12 protein-coding genes and 2 pseudogenes are annotated in these 20,166 nt (G+C 69.4%); 5 read left to right on the plus strand and 9 right to left on the minus strand.

Annotated elements, in window-relative coordinates; all coding sequences use genetic code 11:
- Nucleotides 1-127: 127 nt before the first annotated feature.
- A complete protein-coding gene (locus AB5J49_RS46265; RefSeq protein ID WP_369174863.1) occupies nt 128-3,100 on the minus strand; it encodes a hypothetical protein in 2,973 nt (990 codons plus the stop codon).
- Between the two features lie 336 nt (nt 3,101-3,436).
- Here AB5J49_RS46265 and AB5J49_RS46270 point away from each other — a divergent pair, with 336 nt between their 5' ends.
- A complete protein-coding gene (locus AB5J49_RS46270; protein ID WP_369174864.1) occupies nt 3,437-3,793 on the plus strand; it encodes a VOC family protein in 357 nt (118 codons plus the stop codon).
- 103 nt (nt 3,794-3,896) lie between these two features.
- Here the strand turns inward: AB5J49_RS46270 and AB5J49_RS46275 are convergent, their stop codons facing one another.
- From AB5J49_RS46275 to AB5J49_RS46285, 3 genes are all read right to left on the minus strand, one after another.
- A complete protein-coding gene (locus AB5J49_RS46275) occupies nt 3,897-4,877 on the minus strand; it encodes a hypothetical protein (RefSeq protein WP_369174865.1) in 981 nt (326 codons plus the stop codon).
- 181 nt (nt 4,878-5,058) lie between these two features.
- Complete coding sequence (locus tag AB5J49_RS46280; protein WP_369174866.1) at nt 5,059-5,688, minus strand: TetR/AcrR family transcriptional regulator; 630 nt, start codon at nt 5,686-5,688, stop codon at nt 5,059-5,061.
- Nucleotides 5,689-5,906: 218 nt separating this feature from the next.
- Nucleotides 5,907-9,926, minus strand: coding sequence for a type I polyketide synthase (locus tag AB5J49_RS46285; RefSeq protein ID WP_369174867.1), 4,020 nt, complete (start codon nt 9,924-9,926; stop codon nt 5,907-5,909).
- Between the two features lie 268 nt (nt 9,927-10,194).
- On the opposite strand from AB5J49_RS46285, the gene AB5J49_RS46290 reads away from it, so the two are divergent.
- Nucleotides 10,195-11,241 (plus strand): hypothetical protein, encoded by a 1,047-nt coding sequence (locus AB5J49_RS46290; RefSeq protein WP_369174868.1) that lies wholly within the window; start codon nt 10,195-10,197, stop codon nt 11,239-11,241.
- A 141-nt stretch (nt 11,242-11,382) separates the two neighbouring features.
- Here the strand turns inward: AB5J49_RS46290 and AB5J49_RS46295 are convergent, their stop codons facing one another.
- Entirely contained in the window at nt 11,383-12,978 is a 1,596-nt protein-coding gene (locus AB5J49_RS46295) for an FAD-dependent monooxygenase (protein ID WP_369174869.1), read from the minus strand.
- 465 nt (nt 12,979-13,443) lie between these two features.
- Between AB5J49_RS46295 and AB5J49_RS46300 the strand changes: the two are divergent.
- A pseudogene (locus tag AB5J49_RS46300) lies at nt 13,444-13,632 on the plus strand (shikimate kinase); the annotation flags it as partial.
- Nucleotides 13,633-13,695: 63 nt separating this feature from the next.
- Nucleotides 13,696-13,919, plus strand: a pseudogene (locus tag AB5J49_RS46305) (3-dehydroquinate synthase); the annotation flags it as partial.
- 288 nt (nt 13,920-14,207) lie between these two features.
- Here AB5J49_RS46305 and AB5J49_RS46310 read toward each other — a convergent pair.
- Nucleotides 14,208-15,605: an MFS transporter gene (locus AB5J49_RS46310; protein WP_369174870.1), complete on the minus strand. Its 1,398-nt coding sequence runs from the start codon at nt 15,603-15,605 to the stop codon at nt 14,208-14,210.
- Nucleotides 15,606-15,914: 309 nt separating this feature from the next.
- Here AB5J49_RS46310 and AB5J49_RS46315 point away from each other — a divergent pair, with 309 nt between their 5' ends.
- Nucleotides 15,915-16,787, plus strand: coding sequence for a helix-turn-helix domain-containing protein (locus AB5J49_RS46315; protein WP_369174871.1), 873 nt, complete (start codon nt 15,915-15,917; stop codon nt 16,785-16,787).
- Nucleotides 16,788-16,814: 27 nt separating this feature from the next.
- Here the strand turns inward: AB5J49_RS46315 and AB5J49_RS46320 are convergent, their stop codons facing one another.
- From AB5J49_RS46320 to AB5J49_RS46330, 3 genes are all read right to left on the minus strand, one after another.
- Entirely contained in the window at nt 16,815-17,285 is a 471-nt protein-coding gene (locus tag AB5J49_RS46320) for a hypothetical protein (protein WP_369174872.1), read from the minus strand.
- 100 nt (nt 17,286-17,385) lie between these two features.
- Nucleotides 17,386-19,047, minus strand: coding sequence for an aromatic amino acid lyase (locus tag AB5J49_RS46325; RefSeq protein ID WP_369174873.1), 1,662 nt, complete (start codon nt 19,045-19,047; stop codon nt 17,386-17,388).
- A 34-nt stretch (nt 19,048-19,081) separates the two neighbouring features.
- A complete protein-coding gene (locus AB5J49_RS46330) occupies nt 19,082-20,134 on the minus strand; it encodes a phenazine antibiotic biosynthesis protein (protein ID WP_369174874.1) in 1,053 nt (350 codons plus the stop codon).
- Between the last annotated feature and the right edge of the window lie 32 nt (nt 20,135-20,166).

Here is a 20,166-nt window from a genome sequence, read left to right on the forward strand (position 1 = left end):
GCCGATTTGGAGGAGGTCAGGCCACGGCCGGGGACGTGAGGGAGATCGGACACTGCGCACGGTGGCCTTTGAGCGCGGTCATCAACCTCACCTCCCCGGGGACTGCCCCCATCCCTGGGCGGCGAGATCACTCCTCGCGGCACACCGTGTCCGGGTCGGCGCCCTTGCGGCCCGGCGGCGCGGAGAGCGGGTGGTCGCTGCCGGCCGGCCTGCCGCACACGGTGACCGAGCGCACCTTGTGGCCGCGGTAGGTCACCCGCACGATCTTGTAGCCGTGTCCCCGCTGGTCGGCGTAGGGCTGGCTGCCGGCGAAGCTGACCGTGCCGACCGGCAGGTTCGGGTTGGGGCGCCAGCGCAGGTCGGCCCAGGTCTCCGGGGCGGTCTGCGGGGCGTCGCCGTTCTTCGAGGCCCGGTACAGCACCGCGGTGGCGCTGTACGCCAGTACCGCCTGACCGCTGGAGAAGAGGGCGTCGTCCCAGGGCCGGGCGGGCTCGGCCAACGCGGTCGCTCCCGCGCCCGCGGGAAGCAGGTCACCGAGCACGCGGTGGGCGTCCTCGTAGAAGCCGGCCGCGCCGACGAGGTCCATCGGTGCCAGCGCGAAGTGGTAGAGGGTGACCTCCGGAGGGATGCGCAGACTCTCGCCCTCGTCGTAGTTGCTCTTGGCCAGGTCGTCGCCCGTGAACACGGTGATGTGCCGGCCGGAGCAGCCGGGCGTGGAGCCCAGTTGGGACATCAGGTTGGGTACGTCCTCGACCCGGCCCGCGAAGTACAGGGCCCTGGGCGCCGGGTCACTTGCGCAGATGTGCTCCACCGGTTCGGTGAGTTCCGGTTCGCCGTTGGGGCTCAGCCGGTAGGGGCGGGAGGGGAGCGCCGTGAAGCCGGCCCGGTCCAGCATCTGCTTGCCCACCCTGGCCTGTTCGGTCGTGTAGAAGTCCTTCTCGCTGCCGACCTTGCGGGCCAGCACCACGGACCGGGCGCCGTCCTCGCGCTGGGCGAGTTGCCTGGCGACGACCAGCAGCGCGTTCGCCTCCTCCTCGTCGGTGGCGGCCAGGCCGAACCAGTTCGACAGCTCGCGCGCCAGATGGCTGCCGGAGTTGGTGGTGCTCACCACGGGCAGGCCCGCGCCCTTGAGGATCTCCACGGCGTCATCGCTCTCCGTGGTGTCGCGCCCCAGGCCGACGACACCGACGACCGACCGATCGCGCCGAGCCAGTTCCGCTATGTGCCGGGCCATGGGCAGCACCTGGAGCATGTCCTCGCCGCCGTTGGCGAGCAGGACCCTTATCTTGGTCGGCTGGTGGGTGCTGACGTTGGCGTAGTGCTGGTAGAGGTAGACACCCGTGATCTCCTCAAGTCCCTTTCGGGTGGCGGATTCTTCCGCCGCGGTGACCGGGCCGGCGTAGACGATCGTCACGTACGTGTCCTTCGGGCCGATCTTCGCGTTCTCGGCCCTGATCGCCTGCTCGACGGCGTCGAAGGTGATGCCCTTGCCGGCCCCGTACAGTTCCAGCTCGTTGCCCGCGGCCAGCCGAACGTCACCGGTCGCGACCCCCACACACTCACCGCCCACCAGGACCGAGTCCGTGTTGGAGCCGATCAGCCGGCCCTCGCAGTAGCGCTGGGCCATCCACCGGTTGCCCAGGAAGCCGAGGGCGAGGGCGATGGCGAGGACCACCGCCAGGCAGGGCCTGGACCACAGCAGCCAGGCAGCCGTACGGCGGATCCGGATGGTGGAGTGCTGCGCGGAGTGCCGGCGGCGCAACTCGTCGGCGGACAGCGGTATCCACAGGATCCACGGCAACGCGGCCGAACGCCCGGGGGACTGGCCGACATTGAGGCCGGTCACCCACTCCTGGTACCTGGCGTCCGCCGCGAAGACAAGCTCCGGATCGTCCTGCGCGGGCCCGTCGGGCTGCGGTCCGGCGGGCAGACCGGGCTCCCCGGCCTGCAGCGCGGGATCCTCGGATCCCGGCGGTCGCAGCCGCTCCGCCGCCGGGATCGCGGCCAGGACGAGCAGCGGATCCACCTCGCTGCGGCGGGTGCGCACGTTGCTGATCGCCCGCAGCAACAGCAGGCCGCCGTCGTCCTCGGTGGCACACGGCAGATACACCACCGGGGGAACCGTGCGCTTGCGCCGGCGCAGGTCCAGCGTCCGTGGCCGGAAGTTGTCGCGGAGATCCTCGAGCAGCGCCAACACCCTCAGCTCCAGGTGGAACTGACGGGCCGTCGCATCACCGGCCTGGGCGGCTACCACCTGCTGGGCGACGGCGAAGGCCCGGCCGCGGATCGTCTCCCATGACTTCGTCGGCCGCCACCGGGACCATTCCGCGGCCTCCGGCCGGTCGCTCGAAGGGGCCAGGAAGGTGGTGGTCGCGAACCACCGGCTGGCCCGGCGCAGCCAGAGCAGCGGTGGCGCGCTGCGCGCCAGCAGGTGCACCACGCCGAACGCCGCCAGGGCCAGGGCCCCACCCCACACGGCCGTCTGCCACCCGCCCTCGCCGAGCAGCACGCTCAGGCAGGCGATGAACATCGCGCCCACGAAACCGGACGGGTTCACCACCGCACTGACGGTGTCCGTCAGCGCCGAGACGCGCCTCTCCTCGTCGGTGTCGTCCGGATCACGCCCCGGCCGCCAGCGCAGCTCGGCCAGCCGTCGCATCAGCCGTTCGCGGCGCTGGGCGGCGGACCACACCGTGCTCACGTCCCCGCCGACCTCCGGCGCGGCCTGCTCGATGGCGCGCAGCAGCCGTGAGCGGGGAAAGCCGAACGGCTTGTACTGCGACTGGTTCTGGTTGTCCCAGGGGTGCTCGGACATCTGGCGCACCATGTCGATCGCCGAGGAGTACGCGTCCGCGCCGCCTCCGCCGTCCAGCCGTGTGGCGATCAGCCCCCGCGGCTGATGGCCCTGGCGGACGAACTCCACGACCTGCGCGACCCGCCGGTCCAGGGTGCCGGTGTCGTCCTCCTCGCCGGCCTGCAGGACCACCAGCGGTGTCACCGGCGGGTTGTCCCGGAAGTTGTCGATGAGCCGTCTCATCAACTCGAACACCGCGTCGGCAGCCTCTATCCCGGCACTGCCGCTCCATGCCTCTCTCGCCACTTGCTCCGCCCCCGTCGCATCCGCCCGACCCGGCACTCCCGGATCCGATGCTGATACCCACACCGAAACGCGCTGCACCGTACGGATGTCGGGATTTTCACGACCCGTCAGTGGGCCTCGGTTTGGTGACGGGTACGCCCTCTCCAAAGCTGAGGTGAACGTGATCATCATTGACGACGTCGGCTCCACCTCCGTAGTTGAACGAAGGGGCGGAACCCGGCGGAATCGGACCTGTGTCGGGCGCACAACCGAGGAACGTGGTCGAGTCTTTCTGCTTGGCGCCCGCTTGGGGCGCCCGTCCCAGCGGATCCCAAGACCCGGAGACACACAACCCACATGCCGAACGAACAGCAGTACCAGAACGACCCCGAACTGCCGGAGACCTCGGTCCAGTTGAACCACACCGCCGTCCACGCCACGGACCGGCAGCTGTCGGCCGAGTTCCTGGCCGTGATACTGGGATTGAAGGTCGGCGCTCCATTCGGGCCGTTTCTCCCCGTCGACCTCGGCAACGGCGTGACACTCGACTACTACGAGAAGCGTGACGAGCCGAGCCAGTCGCAGCACTACGCGTTCCTTGTGCCGGACGAGCAGTTCGACAACATGATCGCCCGTCTGGAAGCGGTCCGGGTCACCTACTACGCCAACCCCAGCCACACCGAGCCCGGTCAGAGGCCCTGTGTCCGCCCCTGACCGACGGCCTATCGGGCCCCGCCGACAGCTCTCCAATCCTGCGGGTCCCGGGCTCACGCCCGGGACCCGGCGCTGTTCAAGGAGTGCATCGTCGGTGTCGATGTCAGCCGGTCAAAGACTGCCACCGGTCTTCCTGCGCAGGGTCGATGCTGCTGAGCCACACCAGCGCGCCACCGATCAGACCGGGCTTGTCCCGCGTGGCCAGGGCCGGGGCTTCGAGCATGTCGGCAGCCTCTTCCAAGTAGGTGACCAGCGTGTCGAGTTCCTCGCCGGGAGCTTCGTTGTAGTGGGACCAACGGCCCAGATAGCCGGTCGCGGCGTCCAGGTACAGGCCCGAGGTGTCATCAGCCGGGCCCAGGGCGGCAACCGGAATCCAGGTTGCCTTCCACACGATGATCCGGTCGTCTTCGGGGCGCTCGGCGTTGAGGGCGTCCTCGCTTGCCTGGGAGTCCGTCTTCCGCCGGTAGACGGCGGCCACGGCGTCCAGCGTCATCAGAGCCTCGTTGCCCGGAAGACATCCCCAGCCGTTGGCTCCGTCGTCGCCCGCGGTCAGCAGCCACAGGGTGTGCAGCTCGACGGGTATCCGGAGGCCGAAGTCGCTTTCCAGGGCGGCGATGGCGGAGGGGCCGGCGCCGACGCGGAGCGCAGCGTAGGAGTCGGGGGCGTTGTGCTGAAGCCAGTCGGTGATGCGCCGCCAGGCATCCGCGATCTCCCTCACGGTGAGCGCATCGGCGACAGGATCGGCACCCTGCCCCTGCCCCTGCCCCTGCTCTTGCCCTTGCCCTTGCCCTTGCTCCTCATTCCGGCCCTGGGCGGCGTCCGCCGTGGGCTCGGTGAAGGAAGCCAGGTTCACAAACCGGATCTCGATCCGGTCGGGCTCGCGAATGTAGCCGATGGCCAGGTCGGGGCAGTCCTCGAACAGATCACCATCGATCATCACGGTGAGGATGCCGGGCAGACCAGAGGGTCGGCCCACATCCGGGTCATCCGCCAGTCGGCCTGCCAGAACCTTCAGCGCGTAGGGCACGCCCGCCCCGAGCTGGGGGGCGATCTCGCGTACGTACGGGGGGATCTCGACGTTCACGCGCTGCTGCTCCTTGCAGACACGACCTGGAGCCGACGGCGGCTTGGCGCCGGTTTTCGTAGTGGCCACAGGGGCTGCCTGCTACCAGGTCAGCCTCCCTTGGCCACTCGATTACCGGGACAGCGTCGACCGTGTGCGGCTCGACCGGTCATCGCTTATCGCCGCCAACTCCAGCGACTTCTTATGAAGTTGTTGCCGTCGAGGTCATGCCCTCGAGGAGGAGCCGCAGGATTTGCTGGAGTTCTTCGGCCAGTGATGGCCTGGTCGCGTCGTGGGGTTGGTTGGCCCATCGGTACAGGGCTCCGAGATAGACGTCGCGCAGAACGTTGCCGACGCCGATCGGCGACATTCCCGGGCGCAGCTCTCCCTGGTGCACCCCACCGTCGACGATCTTGGCGAAGACCTCCGCGACATACGGTTCCTCGAGGATCGGCCGGCCGGCCTTCACCCAGGCCGTGAGCATGGCGGCGGTGAGTTGCGGTTCCTCTTGGTTGATGCGTACGAGGATCGCCATGCACTGCTGAAGTTGCGCGACCGAACTGGGGGTGAACGCGTCGGATGCGTCGAGACCCGTCACGAGCGCGGCACGCCTCCTTTCTCCCCACGCGGTGATGATGTCTTCCTTGCGCTGGAAGTAGTTGAAGAAGGTTCCGCGTGCCACATCGGCCCGCTCCGCGATCTCGTCGATGGAGGTGTGGTCGTATCCCTTCTCCACAAAAAGCTCAACTGCCGCGGAGTAGAGGCGTTCCCTGACCCGCTGCTTGTTGCGTTCCCGGCGGCCGACCGGCGGCGTCGTTGCGCGCGAGTCCATTCCGTCCCTCCTGTTGGTGTTGAGCTTGTGGAACCCAAGGGGCGCGGTCCGGCGGCGAGGCGGTGTCCGAGCCCGGCCGGCCTCGCCGCCGCGCAGTGGTGCGTATGCCTGTGGCACTGTCGGCGCGGCTCCCAATTTTTTTTATACCACAGTGCAATTTTGGTCGGCGCTTGCGCTGCCGCATCGTGACCGAAACGCCGTGGTCGTCCGGGGTGACGTCAAGCCGAGTGCCGTGGCTCGTCATGATTGCGGGGCCCCGGCCGTACGCCGTTCCGGGCGAGGCTCTTGCGCAGGTCGGCCAGGCTCTCCGCTCCCAGGAGTCGCCCCACGGGGATCTCGACGCCGTGATGGCGGCGCAGGCGCTGGCGGAGCTGGGAGGCCATGAGGGAGTCCAGTCCGAGGTCGCGCAACGGCCGCCGCTCGTCGATGTCCGACACGGGCATGCCCAACAGCGCCGCGCAGTGCTCGAGGAGTGACTCCGTCGCGTCTTCACGCCGAGGGCGGGACGAGAGCGTGGGATCCGTCAGGGGGGTGTCGTGGTGGACGGTGCCTGCTGTCGCTGAGGTGCTGTCCCGGTCGGTGCCAGCAGGCTCGGCAGGACGCAGCAGGCTGGTGAGGAAGCTGACTCCGAGGGGTTGGGCGACCTTCTTGACCATGTTGGTGAGCGGCGCCACGCACTGCTCGGCGAGCGCCGACACGAGCGCGGGCAGGGACGACGGCGGCATGCTCGACCGGGCCGACCGTGTGCGGCGCCGCATACGGATTCCTGAGAACCGCGCCAGTACGCGCCGGTCCGGTGAGATCAGGACGACGTCGGCCAGCAAGGAGGCTCCAGTGCTCTCCGGCCGTACGGCGCTCAGGGCCCAGAAGTCCGACTCCGGTTCTCCGTAGAACCGGACTGCCTCGAAGGAGACAGGATCACAGGCGCAGTCGTCGTTGCCGGACGCGGCTCCCGGTCGGGCCGCCAGCAGTGACAGCAGTCCCGCTTCCCAACCGACTCGTGGCAGGGGCTTCGACAGCCGTATCCGAGCCACGGCCTCGCCGTCGCGCCGCCACAGGTGTTCCACGGCCCGGAACGGCTCTTGGATGTCGTACCCGTGGCGCTGCGCGAGCGACAGGAAGTCCTGTGCTCCCAGATAGTCGCGACACCGTGCGAGCGCGGCGTCGAGGACGTCCGAGGGCTCGAGGCCGGCTTTTTCGGCGTCCGCCCTGACGAGCCGTCCCGAAGCGCAGAAGACGGGGGTGGAGGCGCCCCGGAGCGAGGCTTGCACTGTCACGTCGCGGGAGTGCCCGTCGCCTTCCTGGTACCCGTCCAGGGCCACCCGGAGAGTTGTGCCATCGGCCGCTGCGGCAGGCACGGGCGCGTCGCCCAGCTGCACGTGGCGTAGTTCGAACGATGTGGTGCGATCGGCCTCTTGCGCTGTTTCCAGCATGGCCGTGAGATACACGATGGGCGGCACAGGTGCGAAGCCGTCGACTGCTACGCCGTCACCCCAGTCGTCGGTCCCGCCCCACGACGCGAGGTCGATGTGTCGGACGTGGGAGGCAGCGGATCGGCGTGCGGCCACGGGGTCGGCCGCCTCGCGGCGGAACCGCACCAGGTCCCAGGAGTAGGCGGGGAGCGACGGTACGTGCCGGGGGCCGCCGCCGTACCACCGCTGCCAGTCGACCCGCCCGCCGTGGGCGAACAGACGGCCGGCCGCCCGTGCCAGTTCGGTGGGCTCGTCGCACGTGCGGTGCAGCGAGGCCACCGCGGCGGCGTCGCCGTGGTCGCCGCCCAGCGTGTCATCGAGGGCCGCGACGAGAACCGGATGCGGGCTGACCTCGACAAAGACGCTCTCGGTCTCGCCGGCCACCTTCCGTACCGAGTCGGCGAACCGCACGGGGCGACGCAGGTTGTCCATCCAGTAGGCGGCTGTCAGCTCCGGCCCCGTGACCTCGGAGCCGTAGACGGTGGAGACCATGCGCGTCGCGCCGGGCGCGGGGGACAGTTCGGCCAGTTCCCGCAGCAGGTCGTCCCGCAGGGCGTCCATCTGCGGCGAATGCGAGGCCACGTTCACCTTCACGGGGTGGCACAGAATGTTGCTCTCCTCCAGTTCGGCCTGGAGGGCGGCGAGTGAGACGGGATCGCCCGCCAGCACTGTGGTGGTGGGCGCGTTCTCGGCCGCCACGCACACGGTTCGGCCGTAGGCCTCGGTGTACTGTCGCGCTCCGGCCGCCGACAACTCGACCACCAGCATGGCGCCCCGTCCTGCCATGCGCTGCATCAGTCGGCTGCGTCGGCAGATCACCGCGGCTGCGTCGTCAAGTGTCAGGGCGCCGCAGACATGGGCGGCCGCGACCTCTCCCATGCTGTGGCCCATGCAGAGATCAGGCTCCACGCCGCGTTCGCGCCAGGCTGCGGCGAGCGCCACCTGTACGGCCCACAAGGAGGGTTGGACAGTGCTCACGTCGGCGGGGAGCTCGCAGTCGCCGGACATCAGCCGGTCCAGGAGCGACCAGCCGAGCTCCTTGCGCACGACCCGGTCACACGCATCCAGCGCTGTCCGGAAAGCGGGCGAAGAACGGTACAGGGCCCGGCTCATGCCCGCCCACTGCGAGCCCTGCCCCGAGAAGACGAAGACGACGCGCTTGTCCCCCGACAGGCCGGCCTCCGCGATTCCGCCGTCGGCAATGGTCTCGCCGGCGGCGAGGGACCGCAGCCGTTGCGCCAGGGAGTCATGGTCGTCGCCCACGACCCACAGCCGGTGGGGATGGGCGTCGCGTCCGGTGGCCGCGGCGGAGCAGATGTCGGCTAACCGGTACAGGCGCCCCCGCCCGGAGGACCCGAGGTAGGCCGCGTAATCCTCCGCCAGGCGACGCAGGGAGCCGGACGTCCGCGCGCTGAGCACCAGCAGATGGGGCCCGGCGTCCGTGGCCGTGCGGTGGGCGGCGGGCACCGGCTCGGCGACAGGGGCTCCGAGGACCAGATGGGCGTTCGTCCCGGACAGGCCCAGGGAGGTGACGCCGAGCAGGGCGGCGGAACCGGCCGTGCTCAACGGCTGGTTCCGGGTCACCACGCGTACCGGGAAGTCGTCCTGCTTGAGCAGGGGGTGTGGCTCGTCGAGGTGCAGCGACGCGGGAAGGACACCGTGCCGGAGAATGAGCGCCGCCTTGATCAGTCCGGCGATGCCGGCCGCCGCCTCGGTATGGCCGAGGTTGGTCTTGACCGACCCGGTCAGCAACGGCCGGTCCGCCGACCGGCCCGGACCGGCCGACTCGGCGAGCGAGCGGAGTTCCACCTCGTCCCCGACGTGCGTTCCGGTGCCATGCGCTTCGACGTAGTCGAGGTCCGAGGGCTTGACGCCGGCACTGGCACAGGCCTGGCGCAGCGAATCGGCCTGGCCCTCCACCGAGGGGCGGATCAACACCCCGCTCGCCGCGCCGTCGTTGGTGGTCGCGCTGCCGAGCAGTACGGCGCACACGGGGTCGCCGTCCCGGAGCGCGTCGTCCAGCCGCTTGAGAACGACCGCGCCCACGCCCTCGCTGCGGACGAACCCGTCGGCGCGGATGTCGCCGAAGCGGCAGTGGCCGCCGGGGGAGAGCATGCCGCCCTGGGAGTAGGCGATGGAGTCGTGCAGGGACATGATGACGTTGACGCCCGCGGCGATGCACAGGTCACTCTCGCCGGTCAGCAGACTCTGCCGTGCGGCGTGCACAGCCACCAGCGACGAAGAACACGCGGTGTCCAGCACGACGCTCGGCCCGCGCAGGTCGAGGGCGTAGGAGATGCGGCCGGCCGTGACGGCACGCACCCGACTGCCCACCATGCCGCGGACATCGGGCTCGTGGGCCCGAGGATCGGTCTCCGCGTGCTCCGCCGTCGCCTGTCCGACGAACACGCCGCCCCGGCTTCCCGCGAGCAGCGAGGGACGTATGCCGGCCGACTCCAGGGCTTCCCACGCGACGTGCAGCAGCAGCCGTTGCTGTGGATCCATCTCGCGTGCCTCCACCGGTGAGATGCCGAAGAACGCCGCGTCGAAGCCGAAGGGATCGGTGAGGAAGCCACCGTGCCGGGACACCGTGCGGCCGGGGGTCATGGGGACGGGGTCGTAGCAGTCAGCGGCGCCGAAGCGCTCGGGAGGTACCGGGATCACGGTGTCGGTGTTGGCCACGAGCACGTCCCACAGTTCATCGACACTCTCGACACCGGGAAACCGGCACCCCATGCCGACGATCGCGATAGCTGTAGAGGGCATCTGTTCTGTGCGCACGGATGGCTCCAGGGTTGACGCATGGGCGAGTCGGGCGATCGTAAAAAGTTGGATACAAAAATACACTGCCGCCCAATATTCGCCTGGGATCCGTTCATCTCTTCACGAAAATTTGGTTCCCGTAGGCCGGTATGTGGTACTTCGTGCCACCTTGAGCCTCAGAGGTCACGGCAAGAACTTGTACTTGCGTCTATCGATAGCTCCATGTTTATTCTTAGATCATGGTTGTCGGAGTGTGTATGGGGGGAAGGCTGTGGACCTCAGTCAGATCGTTCCGCTGATGGGCGACGAGGAACTGACGGCCTATCGGTTCCTCGCCACCACTGGTGGAGCCACCATGGAGAGGCTGTCGAGGAGTCTGGGGTGGGGTGCGGGACAGACGGAGCGAGTGCTGGCCAAGCTGAGAAGGATGAGGCTGGCGCGATCCGAGGCGGAGGGTCGTAGCGCCTGGACCGCGGTGCACCCGGAGACGGTCAAACTCCAGTACGCCAAGCCCCTCTCGGGCGTCATCGACGCGTGGCAGGCGCAACTGGACGAGATCCGCGAGCAGCTCGACTCGCTCTCCGGCCTCTGCGCCGACGACACGGAGGGCGCAGGCCTCAGCCCAGTGGTCACGGTCGAGGGCGTGTCCGACATCCGTGACGTGCTGGAGGACTGCGCGGCGCGGTGTGCCGAGGAAGTGTTCGCCGTGCAGCCCGTGGGACGGGGGGCTCCGGCGCTCGCCCGGGACGTGGTCTGCCGGGAATCCGGGCCGATGAACTCGGCTGTCAGTGTGCGGGTGTTGCTTCCCCACCTGTCCCGTTACGACACGGAGGTGCGCGACTGCGTCGGACAGATCCTGGAGTCGGGAGGCGAGGTCCGGACCACGGCCACGTCCTTACCCGCCCTGATCGTCTTCGACCGGTCTGTGGCCGTCCTGATGGACGGCGAGGACACGGGCGAGGACACGGGCAGGGCTCACCTGGTGAAGCACGCGGCGTTGGTGGAGTTCATCGTTCACATGGTGGTGAGCGCCTGGGCGACCAGCGTGGTCTTCCAGTCGACGGGCGGCAACAACAGGATCCCGGAGTCCCTGACCCAGGAGACGAAGACCGCGATCGTCCAACTGCTCGCCGCCGGATACAAGGACGAGGTGGTGGCCAGGCGGTTGGGCATCGGCGTGCGGACCTGTCGGAAGTACATCGCCGAGATGTTCGGCGATCTGGGAGCGCAAAGCCGGTTCCAGGCAGGCTGGATGGTGCGCGACCACATGCTCGCGTCCGGCCTCGAAAGGGCCGTGGGAGACCACAACGCCGCATGACAACGGGCCGACGGCTCCTCCTGAGATGAGAGCCGGATGTTCCTCATTTCGCTCGTGTGGGCGAAGTCCTGCCCGACCGCGACCGGAGCCGGCGGGCGTTGCCGCAGCCGGAGTTGCTGAGTGGATGCGGCAACGCTCCGGTCAGCGCGTGAGGACCGCGGTGAGGGCTGTCGCCAGGTCGCCCTCCGGATCGTCAGCGGCTGTCTTGCTGCGCCAGGCCACGACGGCGTCGGGGCGCACCAGCGCGGCGCCGCTCGGTTCGATGCCGTAACGGCGGCACCAGAGGTTGTCGCTGTCGACGAAGCGGTCGCCGATCCGGTGCGCGGACAGGGGGACCCCGAGCCCGCGGGCGACCCTTTCGGCGGCGGCGACCCAGTCGGTGCCTTCGTGCCCGGCCAGCAGCACGAAGCCGTGACCGAACAGGTCGTGGGTGGAGACCTCCCGTGGGCCATCGGTCAGGGCGACGTGCGGGGCGCGTCCTCCGGGACGCCCGGTGGGGTTCCATGGATCCTCCTGGACGCTGCCGTCGTCGTCGGGCTCGGCGCGGATCGCGGGGGAGTGATACCGGAATCCCAGGTATTCCTTGGGCATGGGGATGGGGGCGTCGGGGTCGGCCGGGTTATAGCTGGCGGGCACCCGGCCTTCCGAGATTTTCGCCAGCTCGACCTCGCGCTCGAGCGTGATACCGATGACGGGGCGCCGCTCGATCTCGTACATGTCCAGCAGGCCGGGACCGGCCTGTCCGGCGAGAACCAGCGCGAGCCGCCAGGAGAGATCGTAGGCGTCCTGAATGGCGAGGTTGCCGCCCTGCCCCCCGTTGGGCGGGCAGGAGTGCGCGGAGTCGCCGGCCAGGAAGACCCGGCCCTCGCGGAACCGTTCGGCCAGTTTGTGGTTGATGGGGAAGAAGCGGGCGTTGACGAAGGTGATGTCGATCTCCGGGTCGCCGATCGCACGGCGGATCCGCTCCACGCAGCGCGCCTCGGTGAAGTCCTCCGGTGTCTGCCCGCGCTCGGGGAAGTAGTCGACCCACAGGGTGTGCCGCTCAGAGCCGTCCAGGATGAAGCTGCACCCGCTGCCGGGCATCCCGATGACCTCGACAGCGCCCTTCTTCACGTATCGCGTCAGATCGGCCTCGAAGGTGATGATGTACATGTGGCCGATGACTCCGCTGCCTTGGACGGCGATACCGACCATGTCCCGAGTCGGGCTCATGTTCCCGTCGGCCGCCACCAGATAGTCCGCCTCGACCGCGTACTCGCGGCCGGTCCGCACCTCACGCAGCGTCGCGGTGACCTTCTCGTCGTCCTGAACGAGGGAGATCATCTCGGTGCCGGGGCGGACCTCCGCGCCGGCTTCCTCGGCGCTGGTGCGGAGGATCTCCTCGACCTGTGCCTGAGATATCCATGCCAGCGGCGGCACCGACGAGAGCTCCTGCGGATCGGGCTCGGTCGGCGGGTCGAGGGGGCGTCGCTCGGGATCGGCCAGGCAGGTGCCGTGGCTCATGCGGGGCCACTGCGCATCGGCGATCGCGGCACGGACACGCCGCGCCACCCCGGGCAGCGTGTTGAGCAGTTCCTGAGAACGCGTGTTGAGCCCCCATGCTTTCGGCAGCGTGGAGACACCCGGCCGTCGCTCCACCAGAAGGGGGCGCACCCCGCGTGCGGCAAGACTCAGAGCGGTGGTGAGCCCGGTGTAGGCGCCACCGACGACGAGTACGGGAACTCGCTGGACTGACATGACATCTGCCTCCGTAACTGCTGTGTGCGAAAGCCGGGTCGGATCGGCGCAGACCCGGCCCTGAATCGAGAAGGCGTACGCCCGCCTCGGGTCCACGCGGCTCCGCGGAATCTCTCCGAGAGGGGAAACGGACGATGGCGTCGTATCTCTTGCCGCACGCGTGTGGCCTTCTTCAAAGAGAAGGAATTTCACATGACGTGGGCTACTCGATCAGTTTGGCGATTCGTCGGACGCTCGGCCACCGTGCGGTAAGTGCAGCAAGTTGTCGGGCAAGTTCCTGCATGGGTCCGAGACCCAGTGTCCGCCCCCACCGCCGTGTGCAGAAAGCTGAGGCGCAGCTTGCTGCACGTCATGGAACGGGAATGCGTGGCTGGCATCGCAGCAGTACCCATGGGGGAATGTTCACGTATCTCGGCGTCTGTGCCCGGGAATTGAGAGACAGCATTTTTGTTCCCGGTTCGAAGAAGGCGCCGGGGGTTGAGCGCGGCCCGTCCGCTGCTGGCGGTCAAACCGAGCAAGCAGTGGCGCGAGCTGATTGAGACCCGTCGGCACCTGCACGAGGAGGTCGCCGCGGCCGTCGTGGCCACGGAGGGGCGTACACCTGAAGAAGCGACCCAAGCAGCCTTGGACGCACTGGAGTTGAAGAGAGCATGAGCGAGGCGGCGACGCGGATCCAGCTCGGCGGTATCGCGGAGGCCGGCCGGTAAGGGGCCTGGTGGCCGTCAACTCGTGGGCGACTTCCACCCGCTGGCCGGCGTGCTGTGCGACCTGGCCGCGCTGGTGTCCCTCCCGGTCAACGACTAGGTCTCCGGTCTCGCGGAGATCATCAAGGCCGGTTTCATCGCCGACCCCATGCTCTCGGGCCTGATCGAGGCCGACCCGGAGGACGCGCGGGCCCCGCCGGAGCGCGCACGGCAGAGCTGATCGAGCGCTCCATCCGGGGCGTTGAACCGCCCGGCGAGACGATCGAGTTCGGCGGCGAAGTGCATCCCGACGGAGACGGAGACGAAGACGGAGACCGGGCCGCGCCGTGCCGCCACTCGCAGTCCCGCGGCGACCCGCTGCGCCGCGTCGTCCTGGAAAGCCGAGCCGACCCGACCCGAGCCGACCTTCCTGGAGGTCCCGGGCCCGGCCGTCCTGCTCGCCGCCCACACGGAAGTGGGCGAAGAGCGGGTATGCCAGACGCAGGCCTGGCACACCCGTGGCTGTCTCCCGGAGTCGCGGCGCTCTCAGCGTCGCGGCAGCAGCGCCGCCGAGCCCAGCGCATTGGCCACCAGAAGGCAGCCGGCGAGCAGCAGGCTCTCCCGCATCCCCGGCGCGAAGTCCCCCGCGAGGAGCGCGCCGAATACGGCGATGCTGAGTGCTCCGCCCGTCTGGCGGCTGGTGTTGAGCAGCGCCGCCGCCGTGCCGGCCCGCTCGGCTGCGACACTGTCGAGCATCAGGGAGGTCAGCGCCGGCATGGCGAGGGCGCCACCGATGCCCAGCGGAATCATCGCCAGGGCCGTCACCCACGGGGGCGTCCCGGTGTCGACGGCGGCCAGCCCGCCGCAGCCCACCGCGCCGGTCAGCAGCCCCGCGACGACCACCGCCCGCGGGCCGTAGCGGGAACCCGCCCGCGGTGAGAAGTAGTTGAAGTGGGCGGTGATCACCGCCATCGGCACGAACATCAACCCGGCGGAGAACGCCGACTGTCCCCTCTGCTCCTGGAAGAAGAGGCTCAGCACGAACACCCCGCCGTAGAAGGCGGCGTTGCAGGCGAAGCCCGCGACGACCGGCACGCTGACGCCGCGCTGCCGGAACAGCTCCAGCGGGAGCATCGGCGCGCGCTGCCGTGCCTCGACGGCCACGAAAGCGGCCCCGGCCAGCACCGCGATCCCGGACGCGGCCAGCACCGTACCGGTGAGCCCATGGTGCCCGCCCTCGATCACGGCGAACGTCAGTGCGGCCAGCGCCAGTACCGCCGTCAACTGCCCGGCCAGGTCGAACACGGCAGGGTGGCGTGGGGAGCGTGCCGCGCGCATCAGCGTCAGGAAGCCGGCGAGCCCGGCAGGCACGTTGAGGAAGAACACCGCGCGCCAGCTCCACTCCGTGGTCAGCAGTCCGCCCAGGACGGGCCCCGCGGCGATGGCCACCGCGCCGCCGACCGTCCACAGGGCGATGCCACGCGCCCGCTTGTCCGGATCGGGGAACGCCTGCCGGATCAGCGCCAGCGAGGCGGGCACCATCACCGCAGCCGCGCCGCCCTGCACGACCCGTGCCGCCGTCAGGCCGCCGAGCGTCGGCGCCACCCCGCACGCCAGTGAGGCGAGGGTGAAGACACCGAGGCCCCAGCCGTAGGCGCGCCTTGCGCCGACCGCGTCCGAGAGCGCGCCGGCGGAGAGCATCAGCGCCGCGAACATCAGGGTGTAGCTGTCGGCGACCCACTGGAGTCCTGACAACGAGCCGTTGAGCTCGTCCCCCACGGCGGGCAGCGCGACATTGACTCCGGAGACGTCGAGGGTGATGACGAAGAAGCCGAGGACGGCGGCGACCAGAGCCGCGCTGGCCGAGCCCGTCGGCCCCGGCTCACCACGGATACCGACGCTTCCCTTGGCATCCGCGCCTGTCCCGGACTGCGTCACGCTCATCGTGGACTGCTCCTCACTGTGTCGTCCCTGCCGGGACCTGGAATCGGCCACGGGATCGGTCAGGGAATCGGTCAGGGAATCGGTCATGGAATCGGTCGTGGAAACGGGCCGGTGCTCGGCCCTGGAATCGGATACGGCGCGGGGGATGGACGACGGACACGGAAGCCGACGGATACGGAAGACGGACGGGGATGGAGACCAGCCTGCACGGTGCGTGCGGCCCCTGGCAGACCGAGCCGTGAGGGGCAGCGCTGTGCCTGTCCCTGACACGGCCCCCCTGGACGCGTGACCTCTTGCGACAATGGACGGATGAGTGAAGGTACGGAACTGGGCCGTTTCCTCCGTGCTCGTCGCGCGCAGATCCGCCCGCAGGACGTGGGCCTGCCTGCCGGCACCGGCATCCGCCGCACTCCGGGGCTGCGGCGCGAGGAGCTGGCGGCGCTGGCCGGGGTCAGCGTCGGCTACCTCACGCGACTGGAGCGTGGAGTTGAGACCCGGCCCTCGCCCGCCGTGGTCACCGCGCTCGGTGAGGCGCTCCAGCTCTCGCCCGAGGCGCTGAACCGGTTGCACGAGCTGGTGGCCCTCGCCTCGGGCCAGACGCCGGCACCCTCCCCGGGGCCCGCGCGTGCGGTGCGGGAGTCGGTCCGCACCCTGCTGGAGACGCTGCGCCCCGCACCGGCCTACGTCGTGAGCCGCGCCAACGACCTGCTGGCCGCCAACCGGCCCGGGCTGCGTCTCTTCCCGGGCATCACGGACTGGCCGCGCGAGCGCCGCAACCTCACCCGCTACATGTTCCTGCACCCCATGGGCCGCAGGCTGTACCACGACTGGGAGAAGATGGCGGCACACAGCGCGGCCCATCTGCGGGCGATGGCAGGCGCCGACCCGGACATGCCGGAGCTGGCCCAACTCGTCGGTGAGCTGGTGGTGAAGAGCCCGGAGTTCGCCCGGCTGTGGGAGCGGTACGACGTACAGGCGCGGAGCGGGGGCCACAAGCACTTCCAGCACCCGGAGGTCGGCTCGATGTGCCTCAGCTTCGAGGTGATGGCGATCTTCCGCACGGACGGCCAACGCCTCGTCACCTACCAGGCGGAGCCCGGCACCCCGGACCACGACGCGATGCTGCTGCTGGACATGGCCAGCCCCATGGAGGCCGCACTCGCCGAGGGGGCCGGGGGATAGGGCTCCGGGTGCGGGCACGGCGCCGGCTCACCTGTCCAGTGCGATGTGGTAGGTCTCGTGGGGGGTCTGAATGTCGTTGCAGGTCAGCTCTCCGGTGGCCCCGCGGTAGGCGCCGGTGCCACCGGTGACGGCCATCCGTACCGTGTCGGTGTCCTTGGTCCACAACGACTGGGCGGTGAGCTGCCCGTCGGGCAGTTGCACCGACAGCACGCAGTTGGTGGAAGTCTTCGCGCCGTTCAGCTCGGTCACCTGGCAGGAGCTGCCGTCCTGACCGACCTGCTTCCCGCCCTGGAACAGCTTGTCGGCGTAGATGAACTCGTCTCCCACGCTCAGCCCGTGCTCGCCGACATCTGTCTGCACGACCCTGCCGTTCCGCACGGCCAGGTCGATGACCTTCTCGGACCGGGCCTGCGCGGGGACGGCGGGCACGGAGGACAGTCCCAGTGCCAGCAATGCGGTCCCTACCGCACCGAACAGTGCGACGTTCTTCTTGGGCATGCGACAAAACTCCTTGGTCAGGCACCGTGTCCTTCGCGGCGCGTCGATTTCGTCGGGCGAAGGCAGCTTCTTGGGGCGAAGTCAGCTTCTTGAGGTGAAGTCAGCTCCTTGAGGTGGAGCCAGTTCTTGAGGCGAAGTCGGCGAGGTCCTCGTCTCCGAACCCCGCCGCGCGCCGTAGCGCTCCGCTCTCGATCAGGCCGATCACCGCCTCGATGTCCTGATCCAGCCGGCGATCGTGGGTGACGAAGGCGCTGTGCTCCCTGATGAGCCGGTGCACTGCCCGGATGGCCGGCGACGCCTTCTCGACGCCGCGCAGCTCGATCGCCTGGGTGAGGGAGAGCAGTTGGATGGCCGCCACTTCGCGCACCAGTCCGTTGACGGTGCGCGCGTCACGGGCCGAGATGGTGCCCATGCTGACGATGTCCTGGTTGTGCGCCTCCGTGGAGCGCGAGAACACCGATACCGGCCCCGTCTGCTTGAGGGCCTCTGCGGTGACCGCCGAAGCCGCTATCTGCATCCCCTTGAAACCGTGGTGCAGCCCTGCCTCGGGATCGTCCGGCCGGCGTGCGAGGACCAGGTTGGGCGGCAGCCCTTCGTTGAACTTCTCGTCCACGACGAGCGCGAGCTGACGGTCCAGCAGGTTGGCCAGGCCGGCCACCGTCGTCTTGAGGCTGTCCATGGCCTGTCCGACATGGCCGGCGTAGAAGTTCCCGCCGAGGTGGAGGCCGCAGTCGTCGACATCGAACAGGGGATTGTCGGTGGCGGAGTTGATCTCGGTGTCGAGCCAGCTCTCCGTCCAGTCGAGCGTGTCCCGGACGATGCCGATGATCTGCGGGGCGCAGCGCACCGAGTACTTGTCCTGGATCCGCTCCTCCAGCTCGAGGTAACCGCGCCCGGCCGGCCTCTCGCGGCGCACCAGGATGTCGTCGAAGGACGTGGCGAGCCGCGAGCCCGCCAGCAGGGTCCGGATCACTTCGGCGGACCGGACCTGGCCATGGTGTGGCTTGGCGGCGTGGACGAAAGGATGCAGTGCGGAGGCGTTGCCGCGCAGTGCCTCCAGCGTCATGGCCGTGGAGAGTTCGGCGACAAAGGCCAACTCCCGTGCGTCCCAGGCGGCGAGGACCGCGTACGCGGCGGCGAAGGAGGTTCCGTTGATCAGGGCGATGCCCTCCTTGGGCGCGAGCCGCAGCGGCTCGATGCCCTCCTCGCCCAGGGCGTCCAGCGCCGGACGCTCGGTCCCGCGGTGCAGGACCCGCCCCTCACCGATCAGCGCCGCTGCCAGATAGCACAGGGGGACCAGATCACCGCTGGCACCCACCGAACCGCGTTCGGGGATCATCGGCAGAATGTCCCGGCTCAGGCATTCCAGCAGGGTCGACACCGCCTGGGGCCGGATCGCGGAGACCCCCTTGGCCAGCGCGTTGGCCCTGATGATCATGGTGGCCCGGGCCACGTCCGGTACGGCTGCCGGGCCCACACCGTTGAGGTGGTAGAGCACGAGGTTGCGCTGGAGTTCGTGCGCCTTGTCCGGCGAGATCTGCCGGATGCAGCTGTCTCCGAAGCCCGTGGTCACCCCGTAGACCGGAATCTCCTGAGCCAGCAGCTCCTCCTTGAGACCGACGGAGGCGTGCATGCGCTCGACGGCCTCGGCACCGAGCGTCACCCGGGTCTCGCCGCCACGGCGCGCGGCCGCGGCGACCGCGCGGGATGACAGGCCGGTTCCGTCCAGTTCGAGGTGCCGGACCGTGGACACGTGCGGCATGAGTACTGCTCCTCCCCACACCGAGGGAGCGTCCCTAGTAGACGCCCTCGATCAGCTTCTTGCCGTCCGCCTCGGGGACGGGATGAATGTTCTGCAGGGAGTCCCCGACCCCGGTGGGGCTGGGGACCCGCGTGGCCAGGTCGCGTTCGAGGCTGTTGGGCACGAGGCCGTACCTGGTGAGGTAGTTCATGACCACGGCCCCTTCCGACCCGAATGCGACCGGGCGGCTGGAGGAGGGGTCGACCACGCGGTAGAGGACGTAGGGGGCGTACGAGTCGAAGACCGTGTCGCCAGTGGCCTCCGGGTCAGGGCGCTGGACCGTGCCGCTGAGCACGGAGGTGCTGCCGTACGACCCCCGGAACCGCGTCTTGGGAAAGAGCTCCGCGGACAGGTAGTCCAGGGTGTCGGGGTCCATGTGCGCACCGGTCCAGATCACCAGGCGCACCTTCTCCTGGATCAGCGCACGGACCGAGGCACGTTCGGCCAGCCGGGCCAGGAGCGGAGGCGTCGTGATCAGGAACACGATGTCCTGTGATCGCAGGACCAGTTCGGTCTGGTCCACAAGGTGGTCGACGTAGGCGCCCGCACCGGCGGTGTCACCGGCGGCGATCAGGCGCTTCACCCAGCGGGGGTCCAGGTCGATGGAGAAGCGGATTCCACCCCTGGCCCGCGCGATCCTCCGCGAGTACTCGCCGAGCATGTGAGGGCCGCTGGGAGCCACGGCCAGCGTGTGTCCCGTACCGTCGTCGCGGTAGTGCGAGTTCTCCCAGGCCATGTACTGGTCGAACCAGTTCTCGAACATCACGAAGCGCTTGGGAGCCCCCGTGGTGCCCCCGCTCTCGTACACGGCGCACGCCTTCTCCGCCGCTTCCAGGCCCCGGGGGATCAGGTCCTCGACCGGGACGTCCCGGAGCTCGTCCACCAGATTGGGGAACTTCAGCAGGTCGTCGACGCACCGCACGTCCTCGACCGGGTCGAACCCCAGCCGTTCGCGGCGCTCCAGCCAGTACCGGGAACCCGTGGCCGGGTCGAAGTGCCAGCGCATCATGGCTCGGACGTGCGCGTCGGCCTGTTCGCGGGCGTTCATGGCGTGTCACCGTGCTTTCTCGTTCGAGAACG

Source organism: Streptomyces sp. R28 (genome assembly GCF_041052385.1).
Classification (GTDB): Bacteria; Actinomycetota; Actinomycetes; order Streptomycetales; family Streptomycetaceae; genus Streptomyces.